General features: G+C 30.7%; 23 protein-coding genes and 1 pseudogene. 11 read left to right on the top strand and 13 right to left on the bottom strand.

The window, feature by feature from the left end; translation table 11 throughout:
* Positions 1-15: 15 nt before the first annotated feature.
* Entirely contained in the window at positions 16-909 is an 894-nt protein-coding gene (locus tag FBFL15_RS07005; protein ID WP_014083921.1) for a DUF6252 domain-containing protein, read from the bottom strand.
* 255 nt (positions 910-1164) lie between these two features.
* Between FBFL15_RS07005 and FBFL15_RS07000 the strand changes: the two genes are divergently transcribed.
* The 4 genes from FBFL15_RS07000 to FBFL15_RS06985 are packed head-to-tail and all read left to right on the top strand — an operon-like array spanning position 1165 to position 4036.
* Complete coding sequence (locus tag FBFL15_RS07000) at positions 1165-1731, top strand: RNA polymerase sigma factor (RefSeq protein ID WP_014083920.1); 567 nt, start codon at positions 1165-1167, stop codon at positions 1729-1731.
* Positions 1721-2242: a hypothetical protein gene (locus FBFL15_RS06995; protein WP_014083919.1), complete on the top strand. Its 522-nt coding sequence runs from the start codon at positions 1721-1723 to the stop codon at positions 2240-2242. Before FBFL15_RS07000 ends, FBFL15_RS06995 begins: the two co-directional genes overlap by 11 nt.
* Positions 2226-3293 (top strand): DUF4097 family beta strand repeat-containing protein, encoded by a 1068-nt coding sequence (locus FBFL15_RS06990; RefSeq protein WP_014083918.1) that lies wholly within the window; start codon positions 2226-2228, stop codon positions 3291-3293. Before FBFL15_RS06995 ends, FBFL15_RS06990 begins: the two co-directional genes overlap by 17 nt.
* An 11-nt stretch (positions 3294-3304) precedes the next feature.
* Positions 3305-4036 carry a head GIN domain-containing protein gene (locus tag FBFL15_RS06985; RefSeq protein ID WP_014083917.1) on the top strand — a complete coding sequence of 244 codons (732 nt, stop codon included), beginning with the start codon at positions 3305-3307 and terminating at the stop codon, positions 4034-4036.
* Between the two features lie 140 nt (positions 4037-4176).
* On the opposite strand, the gene FBFL15_RS06980 is transcribed toward FBFL15_RS06985, so the two are convergent.
* The 7 genes and pseudogenes from FBFL15_RS06980 to FBFL15_RS06950 all read right to left on the bottom strand — a co-directional run bounded on the left by FBFL15_RS06980 (position 4177) and on the right by FBFL15_RS06950 (position 11579).
* Positions 4177-5298 (bottom strand): endonuclease, encoded by a 1122-nt coding sequence (locus tag FBFL15_RS06980; RefSeq protein WP_014083916.1) that lies wholly within the window; start codon positions 5296-5298, stop codon positions 4177-4179.
* Positions 5299-5483: 185 nt separating this feature from the next.
* Positions 5484-6698, bottom strand: a complete 1215-nt coding sequence (locus FBFL15_RS06975) for an RsmB/NOP family class I SAM-dependent RNA methyltransferase (protein WP_014083915.1) — start codon at positions 6696-6698, stop codon at positions 5484-5486.
* A gap of 97 nt (positions 6699-6795) precedes the next feature.
* Positions 6796-8774 (bottom strand): annotated as a pseudogene (locus FBFL15_RS06970) (KUP/HAK/KT family potassium transporter).
* Between the two features lie 125 nt (positions 8775-8899).
* Positions 8900-9352, bottom strand: a complete 453-nt coding sequence (locus tag FBFL15_RS06965) for a hypothetical protein (protein ID WP_014083914.1) — start codon at positions 9350-9352, stop codon at positions 8900-8902.
* Between the two features lie 7 nt (positions 9353-9359).
* Complete coding sequence (locus tag FBFL15_RS06960) at positions 9360-9773, bottom strand: hypothetical protein (protein WP_014083913.1); 414 nt, start codon at positions 9771-9773, stop codon at positions 9360-9362.
* Positions 9774-9803: 30 nt separating this feature from the next.
* Positions 9804-10346: an RNA polymerase sigma factor gene (locus FBFL15_RS06955; protein ID WP_014083912.1), complete on the bottom strand. Its 543-nt coding sequence runs from the start codon at positions 10344-10346 to the stop codon at positions 9804-9806.
* Positions 10347-10451: 105 nt separating this feature from the next.
* Positions 10452-11579, bottom strand: coding sequence for a GyrI-like domain-containing protein (locus tag FBFL15_RS06950; RefSeq protein WP_014083911.1), 1128 nt, complete (start codon positions 11577-11579; stop codon positions 10452-10454).
* A gap of 394 nt (positions 11580-11973) precedes the next feature.
* On the opposite strand from FBFL15_RS06950, the gene FBFL15_RS06940 reads away from it, so the two are divergent.
* The 5 genes from FBFL15_RS06940 (at position 11974) to FBFL15_RS06920 (ending at position 17283) form a co-directional block, all read left to right on the top strand.
* Positions 11974-12354, top strand: coding sequence for a pyrophosphohydrolase domain-containing protein (locus tag FBFL15_RS06940; protein WP_014083910.1), 381 nt, complete (start codon positions 11974-11976; stop codon positions 12352-12354).
* A 135-nt stretch (positions 12355-12489) separates the two neighbouring features.
* Entirely contained in the window at positions 12490-15024 is a 2535-nt protein-coding gene (gyrA, locus tag FBFL15_RS06935; RefSeq protein ID WP_014083909.1) for a DNA gyrase subunit A, read from the top strand.
* Between the two features lie 38 nt (positions 15025-15062).
* Complete coding sequence (locus FBFL15_RS06930) at positions 15063-16325, top strand: tetratricopeptide repeat protein (RefSeq protein ID WP_014083908.1); 1263 nt, start codon at positions 15063-15065, stop codon at positions 16323-16325.
* 242 nt (positions 16326-16567) lie between these two features.
* Complete coding sequence (locus tag FBFL15_RS06925; protein WP_014083907.1) at positions 16568-16987, top strand: hypothetical protein; 420 nt, start codon at positions 16568-16570, stop codon at positions 16985-16987.
* Positions 16987-17283 carry a DciA family protein gene (locus tag FBFL15_RS06920; protein ID WP_014083906.1) on the top strand — a complete coding sequence of 99 codons (297 nt, stop codon included), beginning with the start codon at positions 16987-16989 and terminating at the stop codon, positions 17281-17283. The genes FBFL15_RS06925 and FBFL15_RS06920 overlap by 1 nt, the downstream gene beginning before the upstream one ends.
* Before the next feature lie 2 nt (positions 17284-17285).
* On the opposite strand, the gene FBFL15_RS06915 is transcribed toward FBFL15_RS06920, so the two are convergent.
* Entirely contained in the window at positions 17286-17693 is a 408-nt protein-coding gene (locus FBFL15_RS06915) for a DUF1456 family protein (protein WP_014083905.1), read from the bottom strand.
* A gap of 18 nt (positions 17694-17711) precedes the next feature.
* Complete coding sequence (locus FBFL15_RS06910; protein ID WP_014083904.1) at positions 17712-18512, bottom strand: alpha/beta hydrolase; 801 nt, start codon at positions 18510-18512, stop codon at positions 17712-17714.
* Between the two features lie 49 nt (positions 18513-18561).
* On the opposite strand from FBFL15_RS06910, the gene FBFL15_RS06905 reads away from it, so the two are divergent.
* A complete protein-coding gene (locus FBFL15_RS06905) occupies positions 18562-18963 on the top strand; it encodes an excinuclease ABC subunit B (protein WP_014083903.1) in 402 nt (133 codons plus the stop codon).
* Positions 18964-19026: 63 nt separating this feature from the next.
* Here the strand turns inward: FBFL15_RS06905 and FBFL15_RS06900 are convergent, their stop codons facing one another.
* From FBFL15_RS06900 to kdsB, 3 genes are all read right to left on the bottom strand, one after another.
* Positions 19027-20382, bottom strand: a complete 1356-nt coding sequence (locus FBFL15_RS06900) for an inorganic phosphate transporter (RefSeq protein ID WP_014083902.1) — start codon at positions 20380-20382, stop codon at positions 19027-19029.
* Positions 20383-20411: 29 nt separating this feature from the next.
* Positions 20412-21056, bottom strand: a complete 645-nt coding sequence (locus FBFL15_RS06895; protein WP_014083901.1) for a DUF47 domain-containing protein — start codon at positions 21054-21056, stop codon at positions 20412-20414.
* Positions 21057-21181: 125 nt separating this feature from the next.
* Positions 21182-21928 (bottom strand): 3-deoxy-manno-octulosonate cytidylyltransferase, encoded by a 747-nt coding sequence (kdsB, locus tag FBFL15_RS06890; RefSeq protein ID WP_014083900.1) that lies wholly within the window; start codon positions 21926-21928, stop codon positions 21182-21184.
* A 259-nt stretch (positions 21929-22187) separates the two neighbouring features.
* Between kdsB and pheT the strand changes: the two genes are divergently transcribed.
* Entirely contained in the window at positions 22188-24647 is a 2460-nt protein-coding gene (gene pheT, locus FBFL15_RS06885; protein ID WP_338030137.1) for a phenylalanine--tRNA ligase subunit beta, read from the top strand.
* The last annotated feature ends 23 nt before the right edge of the window (positions 24648-24670 follow it).

Genomic DNA, 24670 nt, shown 5'->3' with positions numbered 1-24670 from the left:
TTGTAACACGTTATTTTAGTAAGCAACATCAAAAGTTCCACTAGTAGCCTGATAAGTACCATTGGTAGTTGCAAAACTAAATGTACCAACAATTCTGTCAGTTGTTTTGCTTGTAATAGTAATAGTACCCGCAGTGGCAGACAATGGTAAAATATTAGACGCCAATTTATAACTTGCTTGCACTTGATCTGTCGAAGCCCCCGTTATGGTGTATGATCCAACTGTAAGTGTTTCTTTTATGCCTAAATTCACAACATCCTGAGCCGCATTTCTTGCCGCTATTCCAATAACATCATTTACAGTTGCAACTACAATATCATTGTCCACAAATTCTGTTCCATTTATTTTAGTGTAAAAGGTATCACCCGTAGGGCTTTGTGTAGAATAAGGAATATTAGTAAATACACCTCCAGAAAAAACTATTGGTGCTATATTTGTTACTGAAAAATCTGACCAATATCCCGTAAAATTGAATGTTCCCGATATTGTTTTGTTTACAGAATCAATAGCTGTTACCGTTACAGACCCAACACTTTGATTGGGACTTAATGGGTTTTGAGCCCAATAGCCAAAATTATCTGTTGAATTTGCTGGTGTATAGGTTAATAAATTATCGGGTGCAGCATAAGTACCAACTGTTGTGCCTTCTAAAAAAAAGGCAAATCCTTCACCACTTGTGCCTCTTAATGCTTCTAATCTAATTGATCCTCCAGATATATATGCTAAAGTACTTGTTGCCGTAAAAGTTGCTCCACTAAAGTTAGCCTTAAATGAAGCAGCACCTGAATTGTTATTTGTATTGTCGTCAAATGATTGTGGATTCAAATTACTATCAATAGGTTCAACTTCGCAAGATGTCATCAATCCTATAAAAACTAAAAATAGCATTAAAAAATTTATTTTTTTCATTTCCGTAATATTTGTTTGTTAAATATATTATTTTGAATTTATTTTATTGTTTTTAAAATAAAATTAGTAGAATAATATTATATTTGTATCTTCATTTAGAAAAGACTGTTTTATAATAAACTCATAATTATTTTTCAAAATTAACAATATTTTTTTAATTTCATATTGTTTTCAAAAAAAAATTTGATTTTTAAGATTAATACTGTAACAAATAAAATTAAACTTGGTCTTTAATTACGTAACTAAATCAAATATTTGAAAAATAACAGTCCAAATATTGCACGACTTATAGCTTTATGTATCGATAAAAATACAAAGGCACAACACGAATTGTATCACTTGTATGCAAACGCTATGTATAATGTGGCTTTTCGAATTATAAAAGACGAACATTTTGCACAAGACATCATGCAAGAAGGATTTTTAAAAGCATTTTCAAATCTAGAAAAATTTAAAAACGAGGTGGCTTTTGGAGCCTGGTTGAAACGGATTATTGTAAATTGCAGCATTGATTTTTGTAAAAAAGAAAAAAGAATTTCAACAGATGAATGGCAGGAAACATTACATGAAAACATTGAAATACCTACAGAAGTAATACTGAATGACGTTAAAAACTTTCAAGTACAACAAATTCTAAATGCAATGAAATCTTTAAAAGACAGTTACAACGTCCTACTTTCCTTATATTACATAGAAGGTTATGACCAGGAAGAAATTTGCGATATTTTACAAATTTCAAATGCCAATTTTAGAACCACTTTAAGCAGAGCAAAAGAAAGTTTAAGAATAAAATTTAAAAAAAATGAAATCAATGAAAGATGAAATAGATGTAATGTTTCAAAATAATCATGACAATTGGGATATTAAGGAACTACCCACCCATCATAGTTTGGTTTTTATGCAAAAAATAACATCAAAAAAGGCAAAAAAACACTATTGGAGGTATGCTACCATTGCAGCATGTATATTGATCGGTTTTGGGTATTTTATTAATCAATTGAACAGCTATCCGCAAAAAAACTTGAAATTTGCTTCAAAGGAAACCCAACAAACTGATTCGATATTTACAGTGCTTATTGCAAAAGAGTTATATAAAATTCAAGATAAAAAATCTGATGCAAATCAAAAAATGGTTGAAGATGCTTTGAAACAAATGAAAGAATTTGACAAAGATTATCAAAATATTTTATTTGAATTAGAAAAAAATGGCGAAAATAAAATATTAATCAAAGCTTTAATTAGTAATTTCCAAACTAGAATTTCATTTTTGGAAGAAGTATTAAAAAGAATTGAAGAACATGAAAATATTGAGAATAATGAAAAAATACTGTAAACTTTTATCTATTTTATTGTTTTTTTCAACATACTGTTTGGCATATTCAAATGTTATTGGCCCAATTGTTAAGCAAAAAAGTATCAAAAAAATATATATTGTATATCCAAATGTAGATGTTGTAATCAACAATACTTACGGAAACATTTCGGTGGCAACATGGGATGAAGATAAAGTTGAATTAGAGATCCTTATAAAAGTTTTAGGACAAAACGAAAAGTGGATTGATCAAAAATTAGACGATATTACAATAAATATCGAGGCTTTAAAAGCCAAAATAACGGCCACTACTTCTATTGGAAATAGCATTAATAGTTCAAAAAATCAAAATAATTCATTTGAAATTCATTATCAATTGAAAATTCCTAAAAATGGTAATTTGACTATTTTAAATAAATATGGAAATATATATTTAGGTGAAATCAATGGTTTTACTAATATTAGTTGTCAATATGGTAAAATTTTGATTGACCGATTAAGCAATGAAAAAAACAATATTTATTTAGAGTATTGTGAAAATTCTAAAATAAATTATATAAAAAAAGCAAATATTTCATCTAAATATTCTGAATTAGATATTGAAACTGCTCTATCTTTAACGGTTGATTCCAATTATACCCAATTGCAAATAGATCAAATTGGGTCGCTTCAATTACATACCAAATATGGTAATGTATCGATAAAAAATATTAAAAATTTTGTAAGTCGGAGTACTTATACAGACATAGACATCTTACAAATTGTGGAGCAAGCAATCATAAACACAAAATATGGACATGTGAAGATACAAAATATGGAGGTTAATAATTTGATAAATATTAACGGATCTTATACTCAAATTGAAATAGGATTCAAACCAAGTTATGCTTTTGATTTCAATATCAGTTTAAAATATGCCGATTTAAAAGCTCCAAATGATTTATTTTTCAACACAAAATCTGAATCTGCAGTACATTCAAACTATCTTGGATATTATAAAACACGTGGATTGCATCAAATAACCCTTCAATCCGATTACGGAAGTATCAAATTAACAAAAAATAAACTTTAATATTAAATAAAATGAAAGTCAATACAAAATTTTTAATCGTAAGTATGTTCATACTAACAAATGTATTTGGTCAAAATTGGGGAACTAAAAAAATTGATTTTACAAAAATCATCAAAACAGAAACCCGTACAACACCCCAGTATGAAGCCATAAAAATAAGTAGTTTTTTTGAAACTGAAATTATAAAAGGCACCGAAGGTCAAATTATCATTACTGCCGACGAAGCTATTTTGCCTTATATAATTACTGAAGTAAAAAATGAAACCTTACACATTAGTCTTGAAAACGGTATTTATATTCCTTATAAATACCAAAATAAAATTAAAATATTAATTCCTGTCGAGTCTATAAACTCGTTACAATCTAGTGGATCTGGTACCATTTTTAGTAAAGCAATTTTAAAACTCAATAATTTTAAACTTGCCCTTTCAGGAAGTGGCGATATTCGCTTACAGCTTGATAGTCAGCAAGTAGAAGTCCAACTCTCGGGTTCTGGAAATATATTATTAGAAGGTAATTGTCAAGATTTTATTGGCAAAATATCTGGTTCGGGTAATATTAAAACACCTTTACTTACAACTCAAAATGCAACTGTAGCCATTTCGGGTTCTGGAAATATCAATGTAAATTGTACCAACGCTCTTGATGCCAAAATTTCGGGTTCTGGAAATATTTCCTATTCAGGAAACCCAAAACAAATAGAAAGTAAAGTAAGTGGATCGGGTAATATAAAGCAAAGATAAATGACAAAATAATTTAATTATCTTGGAAAATTTTTAAAAAAATCATTGTCAAATAGATTTTTTGACAATGATTTTTAAAAGAAATTCATTTGATAAGCATAAAAGTCCCGATACTTACCACATTGATTGATTAAAATCAATTAGTTTACAAATATTTTTTTTATGATCATTTGGTTTTCAGCTTTCAACTTTAAAAAATAAAATCCTTGGTTTAAATTTTGAATATCAAATGATTTATTGATAAATAAAGGGTTTTTAATGACTTGAATCAATTGCCCATTTAGATTTATTAATTCAATTTCATCCAAGCTAATATCAGAATTAATATAAATTGTTTTATTATTTGTAGGGTTTGGATAGACAACTATATTTTCTAAAGAATCAAAATCCGATATTTTTAATGGGCTTCCCCAAATGCTTTGTACCCATTCTGGATGATCAATAAATGGATTTCTGTTGCCTTGAAAAGTATATACTGCATTATTTTTTGCTATTTCATAATTACTTACAGGGTCTGACGCATGCCATGTAAGTAAAATATTAAGGAACGTATTTGAAAAACTATGATTGCTACTGCCGTCAAACATTACTTTTGCTGTAGAAGTCGAATTGCTATAAAAATTTGACAATTGGTCTTGGTATCGGGTTACAAAATACAACAAACATCTGGCGACATCTCCTTTAAATTCGTCGATAGGTTCAAATACTGTCGAGGTATAACCTGCAGAATAACCACTATTTAAGTTGGAACCCAACTTGGAACCATTAGTAGATGTCCAAGTAGCTACATTTACCTTTCCGTACGGAAAATCATTGCGTTGAGCATTCACTTTACCGTCTGAGGGCAGTACAAAATGTGCATCTGAATACATCGGATAACTACCACTACCCCCAAAATAACTTTGAGGCACAGTATGTTCTCTGTTGTAACAATCGCCTTCAGAATTGTAATTACCACATTGTTGGCTTGTTCCTGTATAGCTATAACTATCGGGGCCAGTAGGTTTTTCTGAATAAACATCTAACAAGGAATTGTCGTTTTCATAATACAAATCTCTAAAAGCATTTTCAGTATATAAAGTCCACAAGCCACCATAATTAGCACTACTGCTTGCCGAATTGGTATTATTGTTGATGGTGTTAAATAACTGTGTTTTCAAGGTATAACCTGTTCCCGTAGCGTTATTATAATAATTTGCTGGTATTTGTGCCATTCCAAAACTTGTAAAACAAATTAAAATCTTTATGTATAGTTTTTTCATATTTGTAAATTATTAATTAATAATTATTATTGGTTTTATATGTTAAGCTCATTTTTTTTGATTTCAATACAAAATCATAAATGACTAGATAAAACAATAACTTAAATTTGTTGATGTTGGGGAACAATCCATTACAATTTGTGGTAATCTTTGAAAAAAATAAATTACTGTTTACATGAATATCATTATAGTTTTCGTTCTAAAAGAGCCATATAAAAACCATCAAAACCAGATTCTGAAGCTAAAATTTTAGCGTCTTTAATAAAACTAAACTGTTTTCCATTTTCGGTTTGAAGAAATTTATTGACTTGTTCTTGATTTTCAGATGGCAAAACAGAGCAAGTTGCATATACCATTTTGCCGCCAGGTTTTACAATTCTTGAATAACTCTCTAATACTTCAGCTTGTACTTTTCTAATATTATCAATAAATTCTGGTTGCAATTTCCATTTAGCATCTGGATTTCTTTTCAAAACGCCCAATCCACTGCATGGTGCATCAATCAAAACCCGATCTGCTTTTTCTTGTAATTTTTTAATGACTTTTGTCGAATCAATGATGCGGTACTCAATATTAAAAGCACCATTTCTTTTGGCTCTAAGTTTGAGTTGTTTGAGTTTGCTTTCATACAAATCCATAGCAATAAGCTGCCCTTTGTTTTGCATTAACGAAGCAATATGTAATGTTTTGCCGCCAGCACCCGCACAAGTATCTACAACTCTCATTCCTGGTTTTACATCCAAAAACGCTGCAACCAACTGCGAATTGGCATCTTGAACTTCAAACAATCCATCTTTGAAAGCATCTGTCAAAAATACATTTGCACGTTCTTTGAGTACTAATGCATCCGGTTGATCGTTTAAAAAAGTAGTTTCGATATTCAAATCCATCAAAATGGCTCTCAATTTTTCTTTGCTTGTTTTAAGTGTATTTACCCTTAAAATTACTTTTGCGGGTTGATTTTGGGCTGCAATCTCTTTTGTCCAAACTGCTTCACCTAACTCTTTAACACCCAAATCGTCCATCCAATCTGGTATAGACTCTTTAAAAACCCTTTTTTTCGACAATTCATCAAAACGTCCTTTAATTTTTCTTTCTGGTGTACCTTCTAATTGTCGCCAATCTGGAATAGGATACCCCCTTAATACTGCCCAAACCGCAAATATCCTCCATAAATTATCTCTATCAAATGGTTCTTTTACTTCAGCAATTTCACAATAAAGTCGTTTCCAACGAACAATTTCATAAATAGTTTCTGCAACAAATTTACGGTCGTGACTCCCCCAACGTTTGTCTTTTTTTAATGCTCTTGCTACAACTTTGTCGGCATATTCGCCTTCATTAAATATGGCATTCAAACTATCAATGGTGGTATAAACTAAATTTCGGTGTAATCTCATTTTATTTTTTTTCTAAAACAAATATATTGCTTTTTAATTATTTATTGGTATATTCCTGTAGATAAAAAAGCACTATTTTACAATAGTGCTATTTCTTTTATTTAATCCGTGTTAAACAAATTTTTTCTGGAGGGTGAATAACCATTGGAAATTTTTCTATTTTTACAGAGCTGCTATCCAATCCAAAGGAATCCTCTTCTGTAATACTCAATTTTTTTATTAAAAAATAAGTATTCATAATGACTTTTTCGTGCCATAATAAATCACTATCATTTGAAAGGAATTTTTCAGACAATACAAATTTAAAATCACCAAGTATATTGTTTTTATTTAAGGATTCATATCTACTTGTAATATCTACTTCTCCTTTTTTAACCATATCCTTTAAAACTTCTTTAAACATCAAGTTGATTTTGGTTGGCTCTCTAAAACCTAAATTAAAATCAACTCTATACAAATCATCTTTTACAATTTCAGTTACTTTATATTCTGTTTTGTAAGGTTCATTTAAAATATTAACATGAACAAACCAATATACATCAGCTCTTTTGGGTCTTTTTTGTAAGATGGAATACATCACTTTTTCCTCAATTTCGTCAATTCTATTGGCATTGGTCATATATACCAAGTGTGTAGCATATTTTGGTATGGTCAAATCTACGCTCAATTCGGCTAAAACCTTTTTATAATCGGCAATTTTTACTATTTTAGTATAATTTTTATTAATTTGTTTTGCTAAATACCAAGTGGACATAATATCATAATCAATACAATAGCAATAATCAAAGTAACATAACCACCATCTGCAAATTTGGTAATATTGGCTGCAAAAAAGCTAAACTCAATCAACAAATACGTTCCGATTAAAGGGGTAATGATATACCATTGAACTCGCTTTAAAATCAAATAAAAATTGAGCAAAATTGTGGTCATGATCATACATAAAATAATGGCCAAACCATAAGCATGTTCCATATTACTTGACTCTTCAAAATGCCAAACAATACCAACGCATCCTAAAAATAACATCCAATTGATTGAAGGAATATACATTTGACCTTTTACTTCTGTAGGATATTTGATACGTAATTTAGGCCAAAAATTCAAACGCATGGCTTCATTTATCAAGGTAAATGAGCCACTAATTAAAGCTTGTGATGCAATAACGGCAGCCAATGTTGCAATAATAACTCCTGCTAATTGAAACCATTCGGGCATGATTAAATAAAATGGATTGGGGTTTGAAGCACTCAATTGTTTTAAGGTAATTCCTTCGTGTTGAATTAAATAAGCGGCTTGACCAAAATAATTGAGTACTAAAGTTAGTTTTACAAAAACCCAACTAATTCTGATGTTTTTTCTGCCACAATGTCCCATATCTGAATATAAAGCTTCGGCACCCGTAGTACATAAAAAAACAAATCCTAGAACAAAAAAACCTTCTGGATTGATTCCTTTTTCGGCTACCAAAATATGATAAGCATAATAAGGATTTAAAGCTTTTAAAACTTCAGGGTTTAGGGCAATTTGATAGGCACCTAAAACACCTAACATCAAAAACCAAACCAACATTATTGGTGAGAAAAAATTACCAACTAATTTGGTTCCAAATTGTTGAATGGTAAATAATATAAATAAAATACCAATTACAATTGGGATAGTATTGATTTTTGGATAAAACAACCGAATCCCTTCAACGGCCGAAGACACCGATATGGGAGGCGTAATGATGCCATCTGCTAGTAGGGCACTCCCTCCAATAATGGCTGGAATAATTAACCATTTGATTTTGGTTTTTTTCACTAATGCATACAAGGCAAAAATACCTCCTTCGCCATGGTTGTCTGCACTTAAGGTAATTAACACATACTTTAGAGTGGTTTGTAACGTTAATGTCCAAAAAACCAACGAAATGCCTCCTAATACTAAATCTTTATTGATTGCAAATTCTAGCCCCAAAATGGCTTTCATTACATATAATGGCGAAGTTCCAATATCACCATAAATAATTCCCAAACTTACCAATAAACCTCCAATTGTCCATTTATGATGTAAGTCTTTGTGTGTTGTACTCATTATAAATATTTTTAAGAACTTGCAAATTTAGTTATTAAGATATAAAGATAATATGTAAAACACCATTTTTTTTTACTTTATTTTTAATAAATATTATTTTTCACAATTTAACAAGTTTTTACTTGTTATTCTTTGTGTTGTTCTTTGTATTGTTTCAATAATTTTTTATGAAATGCCTCTTCTGCACGTTTCAACTTCAAAATTTTTACGGGAGGCAAAACTCCTTTTAAACTTAAAATGAATTTTTTTCGCAATTGAAACAGCTCTTCTTCAGAACTTTCCATATTGTTTATTAAATTTAAAGCATCTTTGTCCGTCATTTTATCCAAATCTACATCGTCTAGTTTGAATTTTAAATCTCGTCTTTTACCACCTCTTATTTCCATTTCCCGTTTTTCAAACGCATTAAAAAGTGGCCAAAATTTAGTAGCCTCATCCGTAGTCAAAGCTAATTCATTGGTGATATAGGCAATTTTTAAGGCTTTTATTTTTTCTCTTTTTTCTTTAAATTTTCCTTGCGAAAAACCAACAGTAGTTGCAAGTAAAAACAATAAAATTGTTAAAATATTATTTTTCATTTTTATATTAATTTAATAAATATTCTTCTAAATCATTATTATCTATCAACTCTTTCTCTATATCTTGATGTGTAATGTTCAAATCAATTTGTAATTTGTCTAATTCATTATCATCCAAAATTTCTGCCAAGTCATTATCGGTCATGGATTTTGAATCGGAAATGTAATTTTCTAAAACAATAGGGTCGATATTTGAATATGGGTTTGATGTTTGCCAATAATACATACTTCCAAAACCAATAGTAAACACTGCGGCTATTTTGAAAATTGTATTTTTTTGTAATTTGAACAGGGTAGTTTTAGGCTTTTTTTCTGCAGCAATTCTCATTTGGATTTTATCCGAAAATTGCACAAAATAGCCTTCTGGTATTTGAAAACCAGTAGATTTTGTGTGTTGGTTGTTTAAATTAAATGTTTCCATGGTAGTAGGACTTTGATTTAGATATAAAGTTTAATGGTGTAGCATAAAATCTTCAATTTTTTTGGCTGCATGATGATAAGAGGCTTTTAAAGCTCCAACAGATGTTCCTAAAATATCTGAAATATCATCGTATTTAAGTGATTCAAAATACCTCATTTTGAATACCAATTGTTGTTTTTCAGGTAATTGTGCTATGGCTTTTTGCAATTTTAATTGTATAGCATCTCCATCAAAGTGAGCATCTGCTTCTAAATTATGTACTAATTTATTTTGCAATACATCAGTTGAAATGCCTTGTGTTTTGGATTTTGATTTTAAAAAAGTCAAAGCTTCATTCGTTGCAATGCGGTACATCCACGAAAAAAGTTTGCTTTCTCCTTTAAATTTATTCAAATTTTGATATACTTTTACAAATGTATTTTGCAACACATCATCGGTATCATCATGATTTAAAACAATGTTACGAATGTGGTTATACAATGGTCGTTGGTATTTTTGTAAGAGTTCTTGAAACGCTACATTTTGCGTTTTTGGATTTAATAATTGCAATATAAATGCTTGCTCCTCTTCCAAAATATTGTTTTCAACTTTAGACATTCAAAATTAGAAAAGGTTTAACTAGTCATTTAATTATAAAAAAAATTAATGTAAGATTCAACAAATAGACTTCTATTGATTTTAATTTGAATTTGTATTAGTTGGAGTTACCGTTTCAGTAGTAGCGGGTGCTTGAGCTGGTGTGGCGGTCGTTTGTTCTACTTTCGGTTTGTAATATTTTTTAGGCTTGGCTTTTGTTTTTATTGGAACATAAATCTCTGTAATCCAAGTAGATGGATTGTTACTTATCGATTTGTCTTTCACATAATACTCCAAATAAGATTTTTCAAAGTCTTCCATTAATTTATTTTTATAAATAAAATTTAATGTTTTCATTTTTGCTTGATACAAATGCGAATAATCTCCCGTTAAAGTTGTTTTGATATAATGAGTGGCTGGCAAACTATCTACTACAAATTCACTTTCCTTACTAGTATAAATCATTTCTTTCAATTCAATACCCACAGTATAACTTGTAACTTGCCTATTAGGGTCTTTTTTATTGTATTTGATAAATGGAATTCCAACCGTATGAATATTGTTTTTTTGTGAAAACTGATTAATATCGTGAATCAAAATAGGAATATTCTTTTTAATATGTACATCTTTGCTGATTATTGTTTTTTGTAAATAATAAAAAAAAGATTTTTGGATATAACCGTTTATTTTAACTTTATAAGTATTTACTTCAAAATCTAAAATTCTATTGACATTTTCAAGGCTTCTTTCAAAAATGGTACCCACCACATGATCAATTCCACCTTGTATTCCGGTAAAAATTTTATTAGAAAAACCCATTTTTCCAATGTTTTTGAATGTAATTTTTGTTTTTCCTAAAGTATCCTTAAACTGCCAAAATACATCAGATATTTCGCCATTATCATTCATTTTTTGAACAATTAACATTCCCTCTTTATTCGATACTGTTTCTATGCGTCCAAAATCGTTCCCGTTTTTCCAATTATAATAACTGCCTTTGCCAGAAGAATTTACAGAGTAATCAAATTGCATGTTGGGGTTATCCTCTTTCCAAGAACCAAATTCTTCCCAATTTCTTAAATCGTTAATGTATTGATAAGCAGTTATACGGGGGGTTTTTATTATTTTTGTTCTTACAACTACATAGTTAGGATTTAACGTTGCCACAAATATAGAGGCAGCTGTTACAAGTAGCATGATGAGTAGGAAAAAATATTTTAAAATCTTCATTTTAAATATGATTAAGTGTGCAAATATAATAAAGTCTATTAAATTTTAACAAATTTTTGTATTAATGTTTAAAATAAAATTTAATTACAAATAATAAACCAATAAAAATCAAAAAAGCCAATAGTACTTTATAATTACCTTTATAAAAAAAGCTATGAAGATTTTTATCCTTTTTATAAGAATACATAGTAATTAAAACGAACGATACAAAAAAAAGTGATGCAAAAATAAGTTGCCCTGTACTAAACATAATGATACTAAAATTTGAGTACAAAATTACATTTTTTAATTAGTTTATGATGTATTTTTGTTTGTTTCTTTATAATCATTTTTTAGTAGCCGTATTGAATAAAAAATATAGACCTATATATTCATTAAAAATTAAATAAAACGTATGAAAAAACAATTAGAATCAGTGAAAAAATTTCATGAAATTTATCAATTAGGATATGCCAAAAGGCCACAAGCAAGCTTAGGTTTTGATAAAAACAAACTGCGATTTGAATTGATGAAAGAAGAAAACGAAGAATATTTAGAGGCCGTTAGCAACAACAATTTGCACGATGTTGCAGATGCTTTGGGCGATATGCTATATATATTATGTGGCACTATTATCGAACACGGTTTGCAAGACCAAATGGAACAAATATTTGACGAAATACATCAAAGCAACATGAGCAAGTTAGATGACAAAGGACAACCTATATATAGAAACGACGGAAAAGTAATGAAAGGACCCCATTATTTTAAACCAGATTTTTCTAAAATACTTTAATTTTTTACTTACAGTAATATTATTGTTAATAAATTAATTATTTTTTTGTTAAAAAAAATTGTTATGTTCAAATAGAAACTATAAATTAGCAAGATTTTTTATAACATAATAATTTTAAAATAAACTATATAAAATATGTCAGACGGAGATAAGTTAATTCCTATTAACATTGAAGATGAAATGAAATCTGCCTACATCGATTATTCGATGTCTGTAATTGTATCGAGAGCCCTTCCTGATGTTAGAGACGGTTTAAAACCCGTACATCGACGTGTGCTTTATGGCATGTATGAATTAGGTGTTTTTTCGAATAAAGCCCATAAAAAATCAGCAAGAATAGTTGGAGAAGTATTGGGAAAATACCATCCTCACGGAGATACCTCTGTATATGATGCCATGGTACGTATGGCACAAGAATGGAGTATGCGGTATTTGCTAGTGGACGGACAAGGAAATTTTGGGTCTGTCGATGGGGATAGTCCAGCAGCCATGCGTTATACCGAGGCAAGAATGCAAAAAATTTCGGAAGAAATTATGGCCGATATTGAAAAAGAAACTGTTGATTTTCAATTGAATTTTGACGATACTTTATATGAACCAAAAGTAATGCCAACACGTGTTCCTACTTTATTAATAAATGGAGCTACGGGAATAGCTGTGGGTATGGCTACCAATATGCCGCCACATAATTTAACAGAAGTTATCAACGGTACATTAGCATATTTAGACAATTCTGAAATTGAAATTGACGAATTGATGAACCATATTAAAGCTCCTGATTTTCCAACAGGGGGAACTATATATGGATATGAAGGTGTAAGAGAAGCATTTAAAACAGGTAGAGGACGCATAGTTTTGCGAGCAAAAGTCAGTTTTGAAGAAGTGGATGGACGAGAATCCATAATAGTTACAGAAATTCCATATCAAGTAAACAAAGCCGACATGATTAAAAAAACGGCAGACTTGGTAAACGACAAAAAAATTGAAGGCATTGCCAATATTCGAGACGAATCGGATAGAAATGGTATGCGAATTGTATATATTTTGAAAAGAGATGCCACTCCAAATGTGGTTTTAAATACTTTATATAAATTTACACAATTACAATCATCGTTTAGTGTCAATAATATTGCGTTAGTTGGTGGTCGTCCTCAAATGTTGAATTTGAAGGACATGATTCATTATTTTATAGAACACCGACACGATGTAGTAGTTCGACGTACTCAATTTGAGTTGAGAAAAGCCGAGGAAAGAGCCCACATTTTAGAAGGTTTGATTATAGCTTCGGACAATATAGACGAGGTAATCAAAATTATTAGAGCCTCTAAAAATGGAGAAGAAGCAAGAGATCGATTGATAGAAAGATTTCAATTATCTGAAATTCAAGCAAGAGCGATTGTTGAAATGCGTTTGCGTCAATTGACTGGACTAGAGCAAGACAAATTGAGAAGCGAATATGAAGAAATCATGAAATTGATTGCTCACTTGAAAGCCTTACTTGCCGATAAAGATTTGAGAACCAACTTGATCAAAGAGGAGTTGATTGAAATTAGAGATAAATTTGGTGATGCCCGTCGATCTGTAATTGAATATTCTGGAGGCGATGTGAGTATAGAAGATTTGATTGCAGACGAAAATGTAGTTATTACGATTTCTCATGCAGGATACATAAAACGTACCAACTTATCTGAATATAAAACCCAAAACAGAGGGGGTGTTGGCCAAAAAAGTGCTGGTACTAGAGACCAAGATTTCTTAGAACACATGTTTGTGGCTACAAACCATCAATATATGTTGTTTTTTACACAAAAAGGGAAATGTTTTTGGATGCGGGTATATGAAATTCCAGAAGGCAACAAAACAGCCAAAGGACGTGCTATTCAGAATTTAATTAACATAGAAAGCGACGATAAGGTAAAAGCCTATATATGCACACAAGACCTTAAAAATCAAGAATATATTCAAAATAATTATTTGATTATGGTTACTAAAAAAGGAATCATGAAAAAAACACTTTTGGAACAATATTCCCGACCAAGGGTAAATGGTGTAGCTGCCATAACAATTAGAGAAGACGATGAACTATTGGCAGCAGAATTAACCAATGGTGAAAGTCAAATATTAGTAGCCGTAAAATCTGGTAAATTAGTTCGATTTGAAGAAATTAAAACCCGTCCGATGGGTAGAACTGCATCTGGAGTTAGAGGAATTACGCTACAAGACGACCAAGATGAAGTTATTGGAATGGTGGCTGTAAACGATATGAATAGCGAAATACTAGTTGTTTCTGAAAATGGATACGGAAAACGCTCTAGCTTAGATGATTATCGTATTACAAATAGAGGTGGAAAAGGTGTTAAAACGTTGAATATAACAGACAAAACGGGTAATCTTGTTTCTATCAACTCTGTAACTGATGCAGATGATTTGATGATTATTAACAAATCTGGGCTTACTATTAGGCTTGCCGTAGAAGATTTAAGAGTTATGGGCAGAGCAACACAGGGTGTAAAATTGATTAATTTGAAGGGTAAAGATTCTATTGCTGCGGTAACAAAAGTGATGAAAGATGAAGATGAAGAAACATCAAAAGACGTATTGGCTAATCCAGATGAAGACTCTGAAACCGAAGAGCAAACAACTGATAATGAACCCGTAACAGAAGAATAACAGCAATAAATAATTAACTAAAACTAAAAAAATATTTTATGAAAAAAAGATATTTAATTCTAGCATCGATAGTCATGATTTCGACAGGTGCAATGGCTCAAAAAAACGAATTGAAAGCGGCTGAAAAAGCCTTAAAAAATGGCAATGCTCCTGAAGCAAAAACTTTGTTAATGGCAGCAGAACCCCTTTTGGCTACAGATGCTGACAAAGCCCAATACCAGTTTGTAAAAGGAAATATTGCTTTAGAATTGGCCAATAAAAACATGGAAGTTTCTCAAAACTTGATGGATGCCGCAAAAGCCTATACTACTTTACAAGCTATTGAAAAAGCCAGTGGCAAAGCCAAATTTACTGAAGAAGCCTTGAAAAATATTAATATTTTGAAAGGCAAATTGGTAAATGCAGCTGTAGAATTGGGTAATAAAGACAATTATGCCGAAGGTTCTAAACTATTGAAAGCCGTATATGATTTGGACACCAAAGATATGGAAAAACTGTATTATGCAGCAGGTTATGCCATCAATGGAAAAGATTATAACAGTGCTTTGACATATTATCAAGAGTTGAAAAATAATAATTATTCTGGAGAAGGCACCGTTTATTATGCAACAAATAAAGACTCTAAAGCTGAAGAGCAATTTGCAACAAAAGCAGAGCGTGATTTGTTTGTAAAAGGTGGCACACATGAAAAACCTAGAGAAGAAAAAATACCTTCCAAAAGAGGTGAAATCATGAAAAATATAGCATTAATTTTGGTTACAAATGGAAAAGATGCAGAAGCTAAAACAGCAATTCGTGAGGCTAGAGTGGCCAATCCAGAGGACACCTCATTGTTAATGACGGAAGCCGACTTGTATTTGAAATTGAACGACATGGATACTTACAAAAAACTTATTTCAGAAGCGTTGGAAAAAAATCCAAACGACGTTGATTTAGTTTATAATTTAGGTGTAATTAGTCGTAAAGCGAATCAACTTGTAGATGCAGAGAAATATTTTAAAAGAGCCATCGAAATCAACCCTACTTATGTTAATGCTTATGCTAATATGGCAGAGTTAAAATTAAGTGCCGATGAAAAAATTGTTACAGAAATGAACAAACTTGGCACCTCTGATAAAGATACTAAAAGATACAACGTATTGAAAACGGATCGTACTAAAATGTTTACTGACACTTTACCTTATTTGGAAAAAGCTTATGAGCTAAATCCAAAAAATGAAGATATTGCCAAAACTTTATTAAGCGTTTATAAAACATTGGAAATGAGCGATAAAGCTAAAGCTTTGAAAGCTAAAATGTAATATTTTTATTTTTTAATATTAAAACCTCTTGTTGCATTTCAAGAGGTTTTTTTATGCAAATAAATAGGAGTTTATAATAGAATTTTAACTTTTATAATTTTGAAAAAGTCCATTTTTATACTAAATTTGTTTCTTTTGAAAAACGGTGCCCTAGCCCAGATGGAAGCGACATCCTTTTGTTTTTTTCTTTAAAAAACAAAAGATATAGCGAACAGCTGGAATGGCTCCAAAAATATATTTGTATGACATTTAAAAATTTATTTTTAATAGGTTTGGGCATGTTATTTTTTTCATGTACACCATCAAAACCTATAGAAGAGGCAAAAATTAATGGCTATTGGGAAATACAAAATGTTGTATTGCCAGATGGTAGCGAAAAAGGCTACAAAGTAAACGAATCCATTGATTATTTTGAAATAAAAAACCACAAGGGTTTTCGTAAGAAAGTTCATCCACAACTGGATGGTTCTTATTTAGTGAGTGATGATTTTGAAGATGTAAAAGTAATTCAACAATCGGGTAAAAGCTATTTGGTATATCCCAAAACAAAAGATACAGTTAAGGAAGAAATTTTGCAAGCATCGGAACATTTTTTGGTTTTGAAAGATGCAAAAGGGTTTGAATATCAATACAATAGACAAGAACCATATAGCAAAAAATAATGAATAAAAGAACGAGTAACGAAGAGTGTTTGGCCGATGTTATAAAAGAAATTATTAAAAAAAACAAACTTCAATCGGGCATAGACGATGTAAATGTAAGAGAAGCATGGAAAAGCATCATGGGAAACGGAGTTAATGCTTACACAGAAGATGTAATTTTAAAATCGGGTAAATTGTATGTCAAACTGAGTTCCTCAACATTGAGAGCTGAATTGAGCTATGGTAAAGACAAAATAATTACCCTTCTCAATGAAGCCTTGAGAAGAGAGGTGGTACAAGAAGTAATATTAAGATAATATTACTTCTTTTTGTTTTTACCGTTATTAAATTTTACATTTTCAACCACTTGAACTTTAGGTTGTGCTGCTTTTGAAGTATTTTTTTTCTTGAAATTGGACTTTGGCGTGTTTTTTATGATTGGTTTTGTTGGTTTAAAAGTGGCTTCTTTTTTGATATTTTGCAGGACTTCATTTGGGTTTTTAGGATTATCTTTTGTTCCTCTCAAATGAATAATCAAACCATTAAGGAAATTTCTTAACACTTGATCGCCACATTCCATATAATTTTCATGCTTTTCGTCTCTAAAAAAAGCACCAAGTTCTGATTTTGTTATTCGGAAATCTACTAGCTCTAATATTGAAACAATTTGATCGTCACGTAACATCAGTGCTACTCTTAATTTTTTGAAAATATCGTTATTTGTCATTTGAAAAAGTTTTCGTTTTTAAAAAAGCCAAAGGTAAGCATTTTGAAATTGCTCTCGCCATAATTTTTCATTATGTTGGCCGTTTTTTACGATAACTTTTTTGGTCAATTTCAGGCAACTGCAACGGTTTACATTCAATAAATAGTTCATTTTATTGACTTCGTTAACCATATCTGGGCTTTCGTTATCGCCACATAATAAATAAATTTTGGCTTTAATTTTGGGTGCATGCTCAGTTAATTCATAAATTTGATTTGAAAACCAAAAAGAAGGAGAAAAAACGCCTGCTTTAGAAAAAACTTCGGGATGTTTTACAACTGCATAGTAGGCAAATAATCCGCCCAATGAGCTTCCAAAAATGGCCGTGTTTTTAGAATTTGTTTTGGTTCTGAATTTGCTATCTATTTGAGGTTTAAGATTTTGTATGATGAAATCTAAAAACAAATCGGCATTTCCACCGCCGTATTTGTCATTAGAAAATGGGGTCAATTCAGATAATCTCAAATCATTTCCGTGTTCGATTCCAACGATAATTACCTTTGCTTTCAGTTGGTCAAGGGATTCATCTACCTGCCACTCGCCAGCAAAAGCCGTTTGGTTGTCAAACAAATTTTGGCCGTCGAGCATGTATATTACAGGATATTTTTGAGATGTAGCTTCATAATTTTGAGGTAAATAAATCCAAATTTTTCGAAGTTTTTGAAATTGTGGTGCAGGTACATCAAACGTAAAAACCTTAGAATCAACATTTTGTACTTGTCCGAAAAAAGAAAAGCTCCAAAAAAATATCCATAGATAACAAATAAAAAAACGTTTCATTATAGACAATTTAATTAAAAATATTATTTTAGCCAAAAATATACAATAAATGAGTACACGGGCACAAAAAATTAGTTTACTTTCAGAATTAATCGCTTTTGCATTGGTAGATGAAGAATTGCATGACAAAGAATATGATTTTTTGTTGATGGTTTCGATAGAATTGGGCATTGAAAAAGACGCTTTTTTAGATTTATTCAGAAAAAGAGATGACATCATCCCGATAAAAGATGAATTTCAGCGCATAGTTCAGTTTTATAGATTGGCATTATTGATGCATTGTGATGGAAAAGTAGATTTTAAGGAAAATCAAGCCATACATGACATAGGATTGCGAATGGGATTGAATCCAAAAAGTATGGATTATATATTAAAAATCATGCAATCAAGTGAAAACCATCTTGTTGAGGCAGAAGAATTAGTTAGTGCCTTTCAAATTCAACACAATTAAAAATACCCAAAACGTGTTTCATAAATAAAACACGTTTTGGGTATTTTTTACAAAAGTTTTATATTATAAAAATAGATTTAATGTAAAATAAAATATTGCTGCAAGTATTGCAGAAATTGGAATTGTGAGCACCCATGCCCATAGTAAACTTACAGTTACCCCCCATCGAACGGCCGATACCCTCTTGGTAAGCCCTACTCCTATTATAGATCCTGTAATGGTATGTGTGGTACTTACTGGTATTTTTAAATGTTCGGTAAAATATAAGGTCAAAGCACCCGCCGTTTCAGCAGCAACTCCTTCAAATGAAGATACTTTTGTAATTTTTGACCCCATTGTTTTCACAATTTTCCAACCTCCACTTAAAGTTCCAGCCGCAATAACACTATAACAAGCAAGCGGAATCCAATCGGGCATTTTACCTTTTATATCGTCTTTTGGCAAAACTACATCTAACCAATCAGGCAAAGAATCTTGAGCTAATCCAGTGGTATGAATATATACAGCCACTGCTGCCGCTATAATTCCCATTACTTTTTGAGAATCGTTTCCTCCATGTCCTAAACTAAAAGCAGCCGATGAAAGTAATTGCATTTTTTTGAGATATGCAGTTGATTTACTGTAACTTAAACTACTAAACACCAAACAAAAAGCACTAATTGATAAAATAATAAATGCAACTAGAAACCATTTTATATTTTCAGGTTCCAAAACCACACTCCAAAAATGTGATTCAAAACGAGGATGGCTCTTTTCTGAAATTTTAGCATAAGTATGTAATTTACCGTTGATAAAATATACCGTTGCAATCATTAAAAAAACGGTAAAAACTTTTGGCATAATGGTTTTTTTAGAAGCATAAAGCAACCATAATGAAATAAAGTAAGAAACCAAAGCCCCCACCAAAGGAGCTAATACAATAAATGCAATAATAATGGCTACTCCAGAGGGCATACCCCCATCTTTTCCAGGCTTGTACCAGCTTACAATATCATACCAATGTTTAGTCAAAGTTTCACCTTTTTCTACAACAGTATAAGCATCAAATCCGTGAACAGCAATGGCATGTGCCAAGGCGGCACCAGCAAATCCGCCAATAAGAGTATGAGAAGAACTAGAAGGAATACCCAACCACCAAGTAAGTAAATTCCAGCAAATTGCAGCTATTACACCCGCTAAAATTACAATTAAATTGATTTCCATGGTATGAGCCGTTTTGGCAACCGTATCGGCAACACCAAAACCAAATACCCAAAAAGCTAAAAAATTAAAAAAAGCTGCCCAAAGTACCGCTTGAAAAGGCGTTAAAACTTTGGTAGCCACTACGGTTGCTATAGCATTAGCTGCATCATGAAAACCATTGATGTAGTCAAATATTAAAGCAAGTACGATGATGATTAAAAGTAAAGTAAAATCCATAAAAATATTTTTCGTAAAATAATTATTTATTAAGAATGTTTTACAGCGATAGACTCTAAAACACTTGCAACTCCTTTACATTTATCGGCAGCTGATTCTAAAACAGAAAGTACTTCCTTATATTTTATAATATTTTTGGCATCATTTTCGTTGATAAACAATTCGGCAACAGCTTTGTCATATACATTGTCTGATTTGTTTTCGAGTTTGTTAATTTTTGCGCAAGCATCGGTTATTTTTTGAATATTTTTCAAATTTCTCAATTCTTTTACTGCAGTATTGATATTTTGACATGCCTCTAAATTAATTTCAGTTAATTTACGAATAGACTTAGTTATTTTATCAATATGATATAATTTCATACGACTTGATGCACCATGTAAATTATCTGCTACATTATCTATTGCAGTAATTAGAGCATGTATATCTTCTCTATCAAAAGGAGTTATGAAATTTCGGCTTAATTCTAAATTTGTTTGATGTGTAATATTTTCACCTTTTTGTTCCAATTCGTCAATTTTATTAAACAAACTTTCTCTTTCGGCAGCGGGTAGATTTACAGCTTCATGTAAAATTGTAGCCAATTCTATCAAATTATTACTAGCACTTTCAAAAAGAGGAAAGAACATTTTGTCTTTTGGAGTTAAAAACTGAAAAATACTGTTTAATGACATAATATTAATTTTTTTTTAATTTATTGAGGCAAATGTATTGGACTAATGTTAAGTAAACATTAACAGAGTATTAACAAATTAATATTTAGCATTTCTATTAACCAAAACTTAACTTTTTGGTAATGTTACATTGAATTTATATTGTATTTCAAATATTTTCTTGCTTTATCTAAATCTTCTTCGGTATCAATACCTATGCTAACTTGATTTGTAGTAATCATTTTAATTTTTTTACCAAATTCAAGATACCGTAATTGCTCTAATTTTTCTGAAGCTTCTAATGACATCATAGGCAATTGATAAAAATCTAACAAGGCTTGTTTTCGAAAAGCATAAATACCAATGTGTTGAAAATAGGTAACACCTACATTTTTTTCTCTTGGATAAGGAATTACCGATCTAGAAAAATACAATGCAAAATTGTTTTGATCTACTACCACTTTGACATGATTAGGATTTTGTATCTCCTCTTCGTTATCGATAATTCTCATTAAAGAAGCCAAATCAATTTCATTTTTCTTATCATTTTTAAAAGCTTCAATCAAATCCACAAGTGGCTGTTTGCTTATAAAAGGTTCATCTCCCTGAACATTTATGACAATATCCACATCCAAATGGGCTACGGCTTCAGCAATTCTGTCTGAACCCGATTCATGTGTTTTATGACTCATAATGGCTTTGCCACCTTGCATTTCAATTTCTTGAAAAATTAATTCAGAATCCGTTACCACAAATACAGCATCAAATAATTGAGTATCGACAGCCGCTTGATAAGTTCGGGCTATAACGGTTTTGCCTCCTAAATCCTGCATTAATTTTGCAGGAAAACGTGTAGAAGCATATCGAGCAGGAATAACAGCTATAATTTTCATTGTAATATATAATAATAGTGAAGAATCGTTTTAAGTTTGGCAAATTTACTTAAATATAGCATGTAAATATTTTGTTTGTAAATTTATTTTAAAAGTATGCGTTTGACATGTTACTTTTGATGGTATTTTTTTATATTTGCATTCCAAAAAACAACGAATAATCTTTTTTTTTGTGTTTTTATATGCTACAATAGCAGCTAAAATTAAGTCAAATAATATTAATAATAGGCTAAAAAAACGAGATTTATTCCTAAAAATAATAAATAAAACTACAACTATAATTTATATTAACAAAAAAATGAAAATATCATACAATTGGTTAAAACAATTTATAAAAATAGATTGGAAATCAGAAGAAACAGCAGCCTTATTGACAGATTTAGGATTGGAAGTGGAAACTGTAGATAAATTTCAATCCCTAAAAGGCGGATTGGAGGGAGTTGTTGTAGGACAAATATTAACTTTTGAACAACACCCCAATGCCGACAAACTGAAAGTTACCATTGTAGATATTGGTGCCGAAAATTCTTTGCAAATTGTTTGTGGAGCCTCAAATGTGGCCATTGGACAAAAAGTTTTGGTAGCTACTATTGGCACTGTTTTATACGATAAAGAAGGTAAGGAATTTACTATAAAAAAAGGTAAAATTCGCAATATGGAAAGTCATGGAATGATTTGTGCCGAAGACGAATTGGGTCTTGGCGATAGTCATGACGGCATAATGATATTAGAAGACAAATGGCCAGTTGGGACACCTGCTGCCAAGGTATTTCAGATAGAAAATGACGAAGTGTTTGAAATTGGACTTACTCCCAATAGAGCCGATGCCATGAGCCATTTGGGAACAGCACGTGATTTGAGGGCAGGTATGCTTCAAAGTGGTGTACATGTCGAACTCATTACACCATCAATAAGTAATTTTAGAGTAGATAAAAAAATATTAAAAATTGATGCCGATGTGTTAAACACCAAGTTAGTACCTAGGTATTGTGGCGTAACACTTTCTGGATTAACCATCAAACCATCGCCAGAATGGCTTCAAAATCGATTAAAAGCAATAGGAATCAACCCTAAAAATAATGTTGTGGATGTTACCAATTATGTTTTACATGAATTAGGGCAACCCTTACACGCATTTGATGCCAATAAAATTTCTGGAAAAATATTGGTAAAAACGGTTGATTCAGGTTCAAAATTTACAACATTAGACGAAGTAGAAAGAACGTTACATGAAGAAGATTTGATGATTTGTGATGAAAAAGGGCCTTTGTGTATTGCGGGTGTTTTTGGAGGAATAAAATCAGGCGTAACAGAAAATACCACTTCTATTTTTTTAGAAAGTGCTTATTTTAATCCTGTTAGCATCAGAAAAACCGCTAAAAGACACGGCTTAAATACCGATGCGTCATTTAGATTTGAACGAGGTATAGATCCAAATATTACTGTTTATGCCTTAAAAAGAGCTGCATTATTAATAAAAGAAGTTGCTGGTGGTGAAATAACTTCTGATATTATTGATAATTATCCAAAAAAAATAGAAGATTTTACTGTTTTTTTAAACTTTGAAAGAACCAATAAATTAATAGGTCAATCATTGCCAAAAGAAAATATCAAAAAAATATTAGCTTCACTGGATATAAAAATTAATAGTGAAACTGAAATTGGTCTTGGACTTGTTATTCCATCTTATCGTGTAGATGTTCAAAGAGAAGTTGATGTTATTGAAGAAATATTAAGAGTTTACGGATATAACAATATTCAATTCTCGAAAAAACTTCATGCAACAACATTTAATGCCGCAAGAACAGAAGATTATAAAGTACAAAATATTATTGCAAGTCAATTAAATGCCAATGGTTTTCATGAAATGATGGCCAATTCATTGACAACATCCAATTATATACAACTTTCAGAAAATTTAAATGAAGCACATAATGTTTCGATATTGAATCCATTAAGTAACGATTTGGCCACAATGAGACAATCTTTACTTTTTTCGGGTTTAGAGGCCGTTTCATTTAATATCAACAGAAAAAATACAGATTTAAAATTATTTGAATTTGGTAAAAGTTACCATCAATTTGACAAAGGTTATCAAGAAAACAAACATTTGACCTTGTTTGTTTCTGGTAATAGAAACAGTCAAAACTGGACAAATCAATCTATGAAATCAGATTTTTTTATGTTCAAATCAATAATCAATAGTATTTTTAGCCGATTAGGTATTCAAAAATTACAAAACAAAACACTTACTTCTGATGTCTTTAGCGAAGGAATGTCTTATACTTTAGGAAATGAGGTTTTGGTGGAATTTGGTACAATAAAAAAACCTATTGTAAAACATTTTGATATCAAACAAGAAGTATTGTTTGCAGATTTTAATTGGAATGCTATTTTAAAAGTGATTTCTAATAAAATTAAATTTATTGAAATTCCAAAATATCCTGAAGTAAGAAGGGATTTATCTTTACTCTTAGACGAGCAAGTGGCTTTTGAACATATTTATAAAATTGCCCGTTTGTCCGAGAAAATACTTTTAAAAGAAATTGATTTATTTGATGTATATCAAGGAAAGAATTTACCAGAAGGAAAAAAATCTTATGCTGTAAGTTTTATTTTACAAGATAATTCTAAAACCCTTACCGATCAACAAATTGATAAGGTAATGGACAAGATACAATTTAATTTAATTAATGAATTAGGTGCAGTATTAAGATAATTTTATTAAAAAGCCACTTCAAA

The sequence above is a fragment of the Flavobacterium branchiophilum FL-15 genome (assembly GCF_000253275.1).
Classification (GTDB): domain Bacteria; phylum Bacteroidota; class Bacteroidia; order Flavobacteriales; family Flavobacteriaceae; genus Flavobacterium; species Flavobacterium branchiophilum.
Note: the sequence above shows the minus strand (reverse complement) of the source record. Positions and strands in the feature narration are given on the sequence as shown.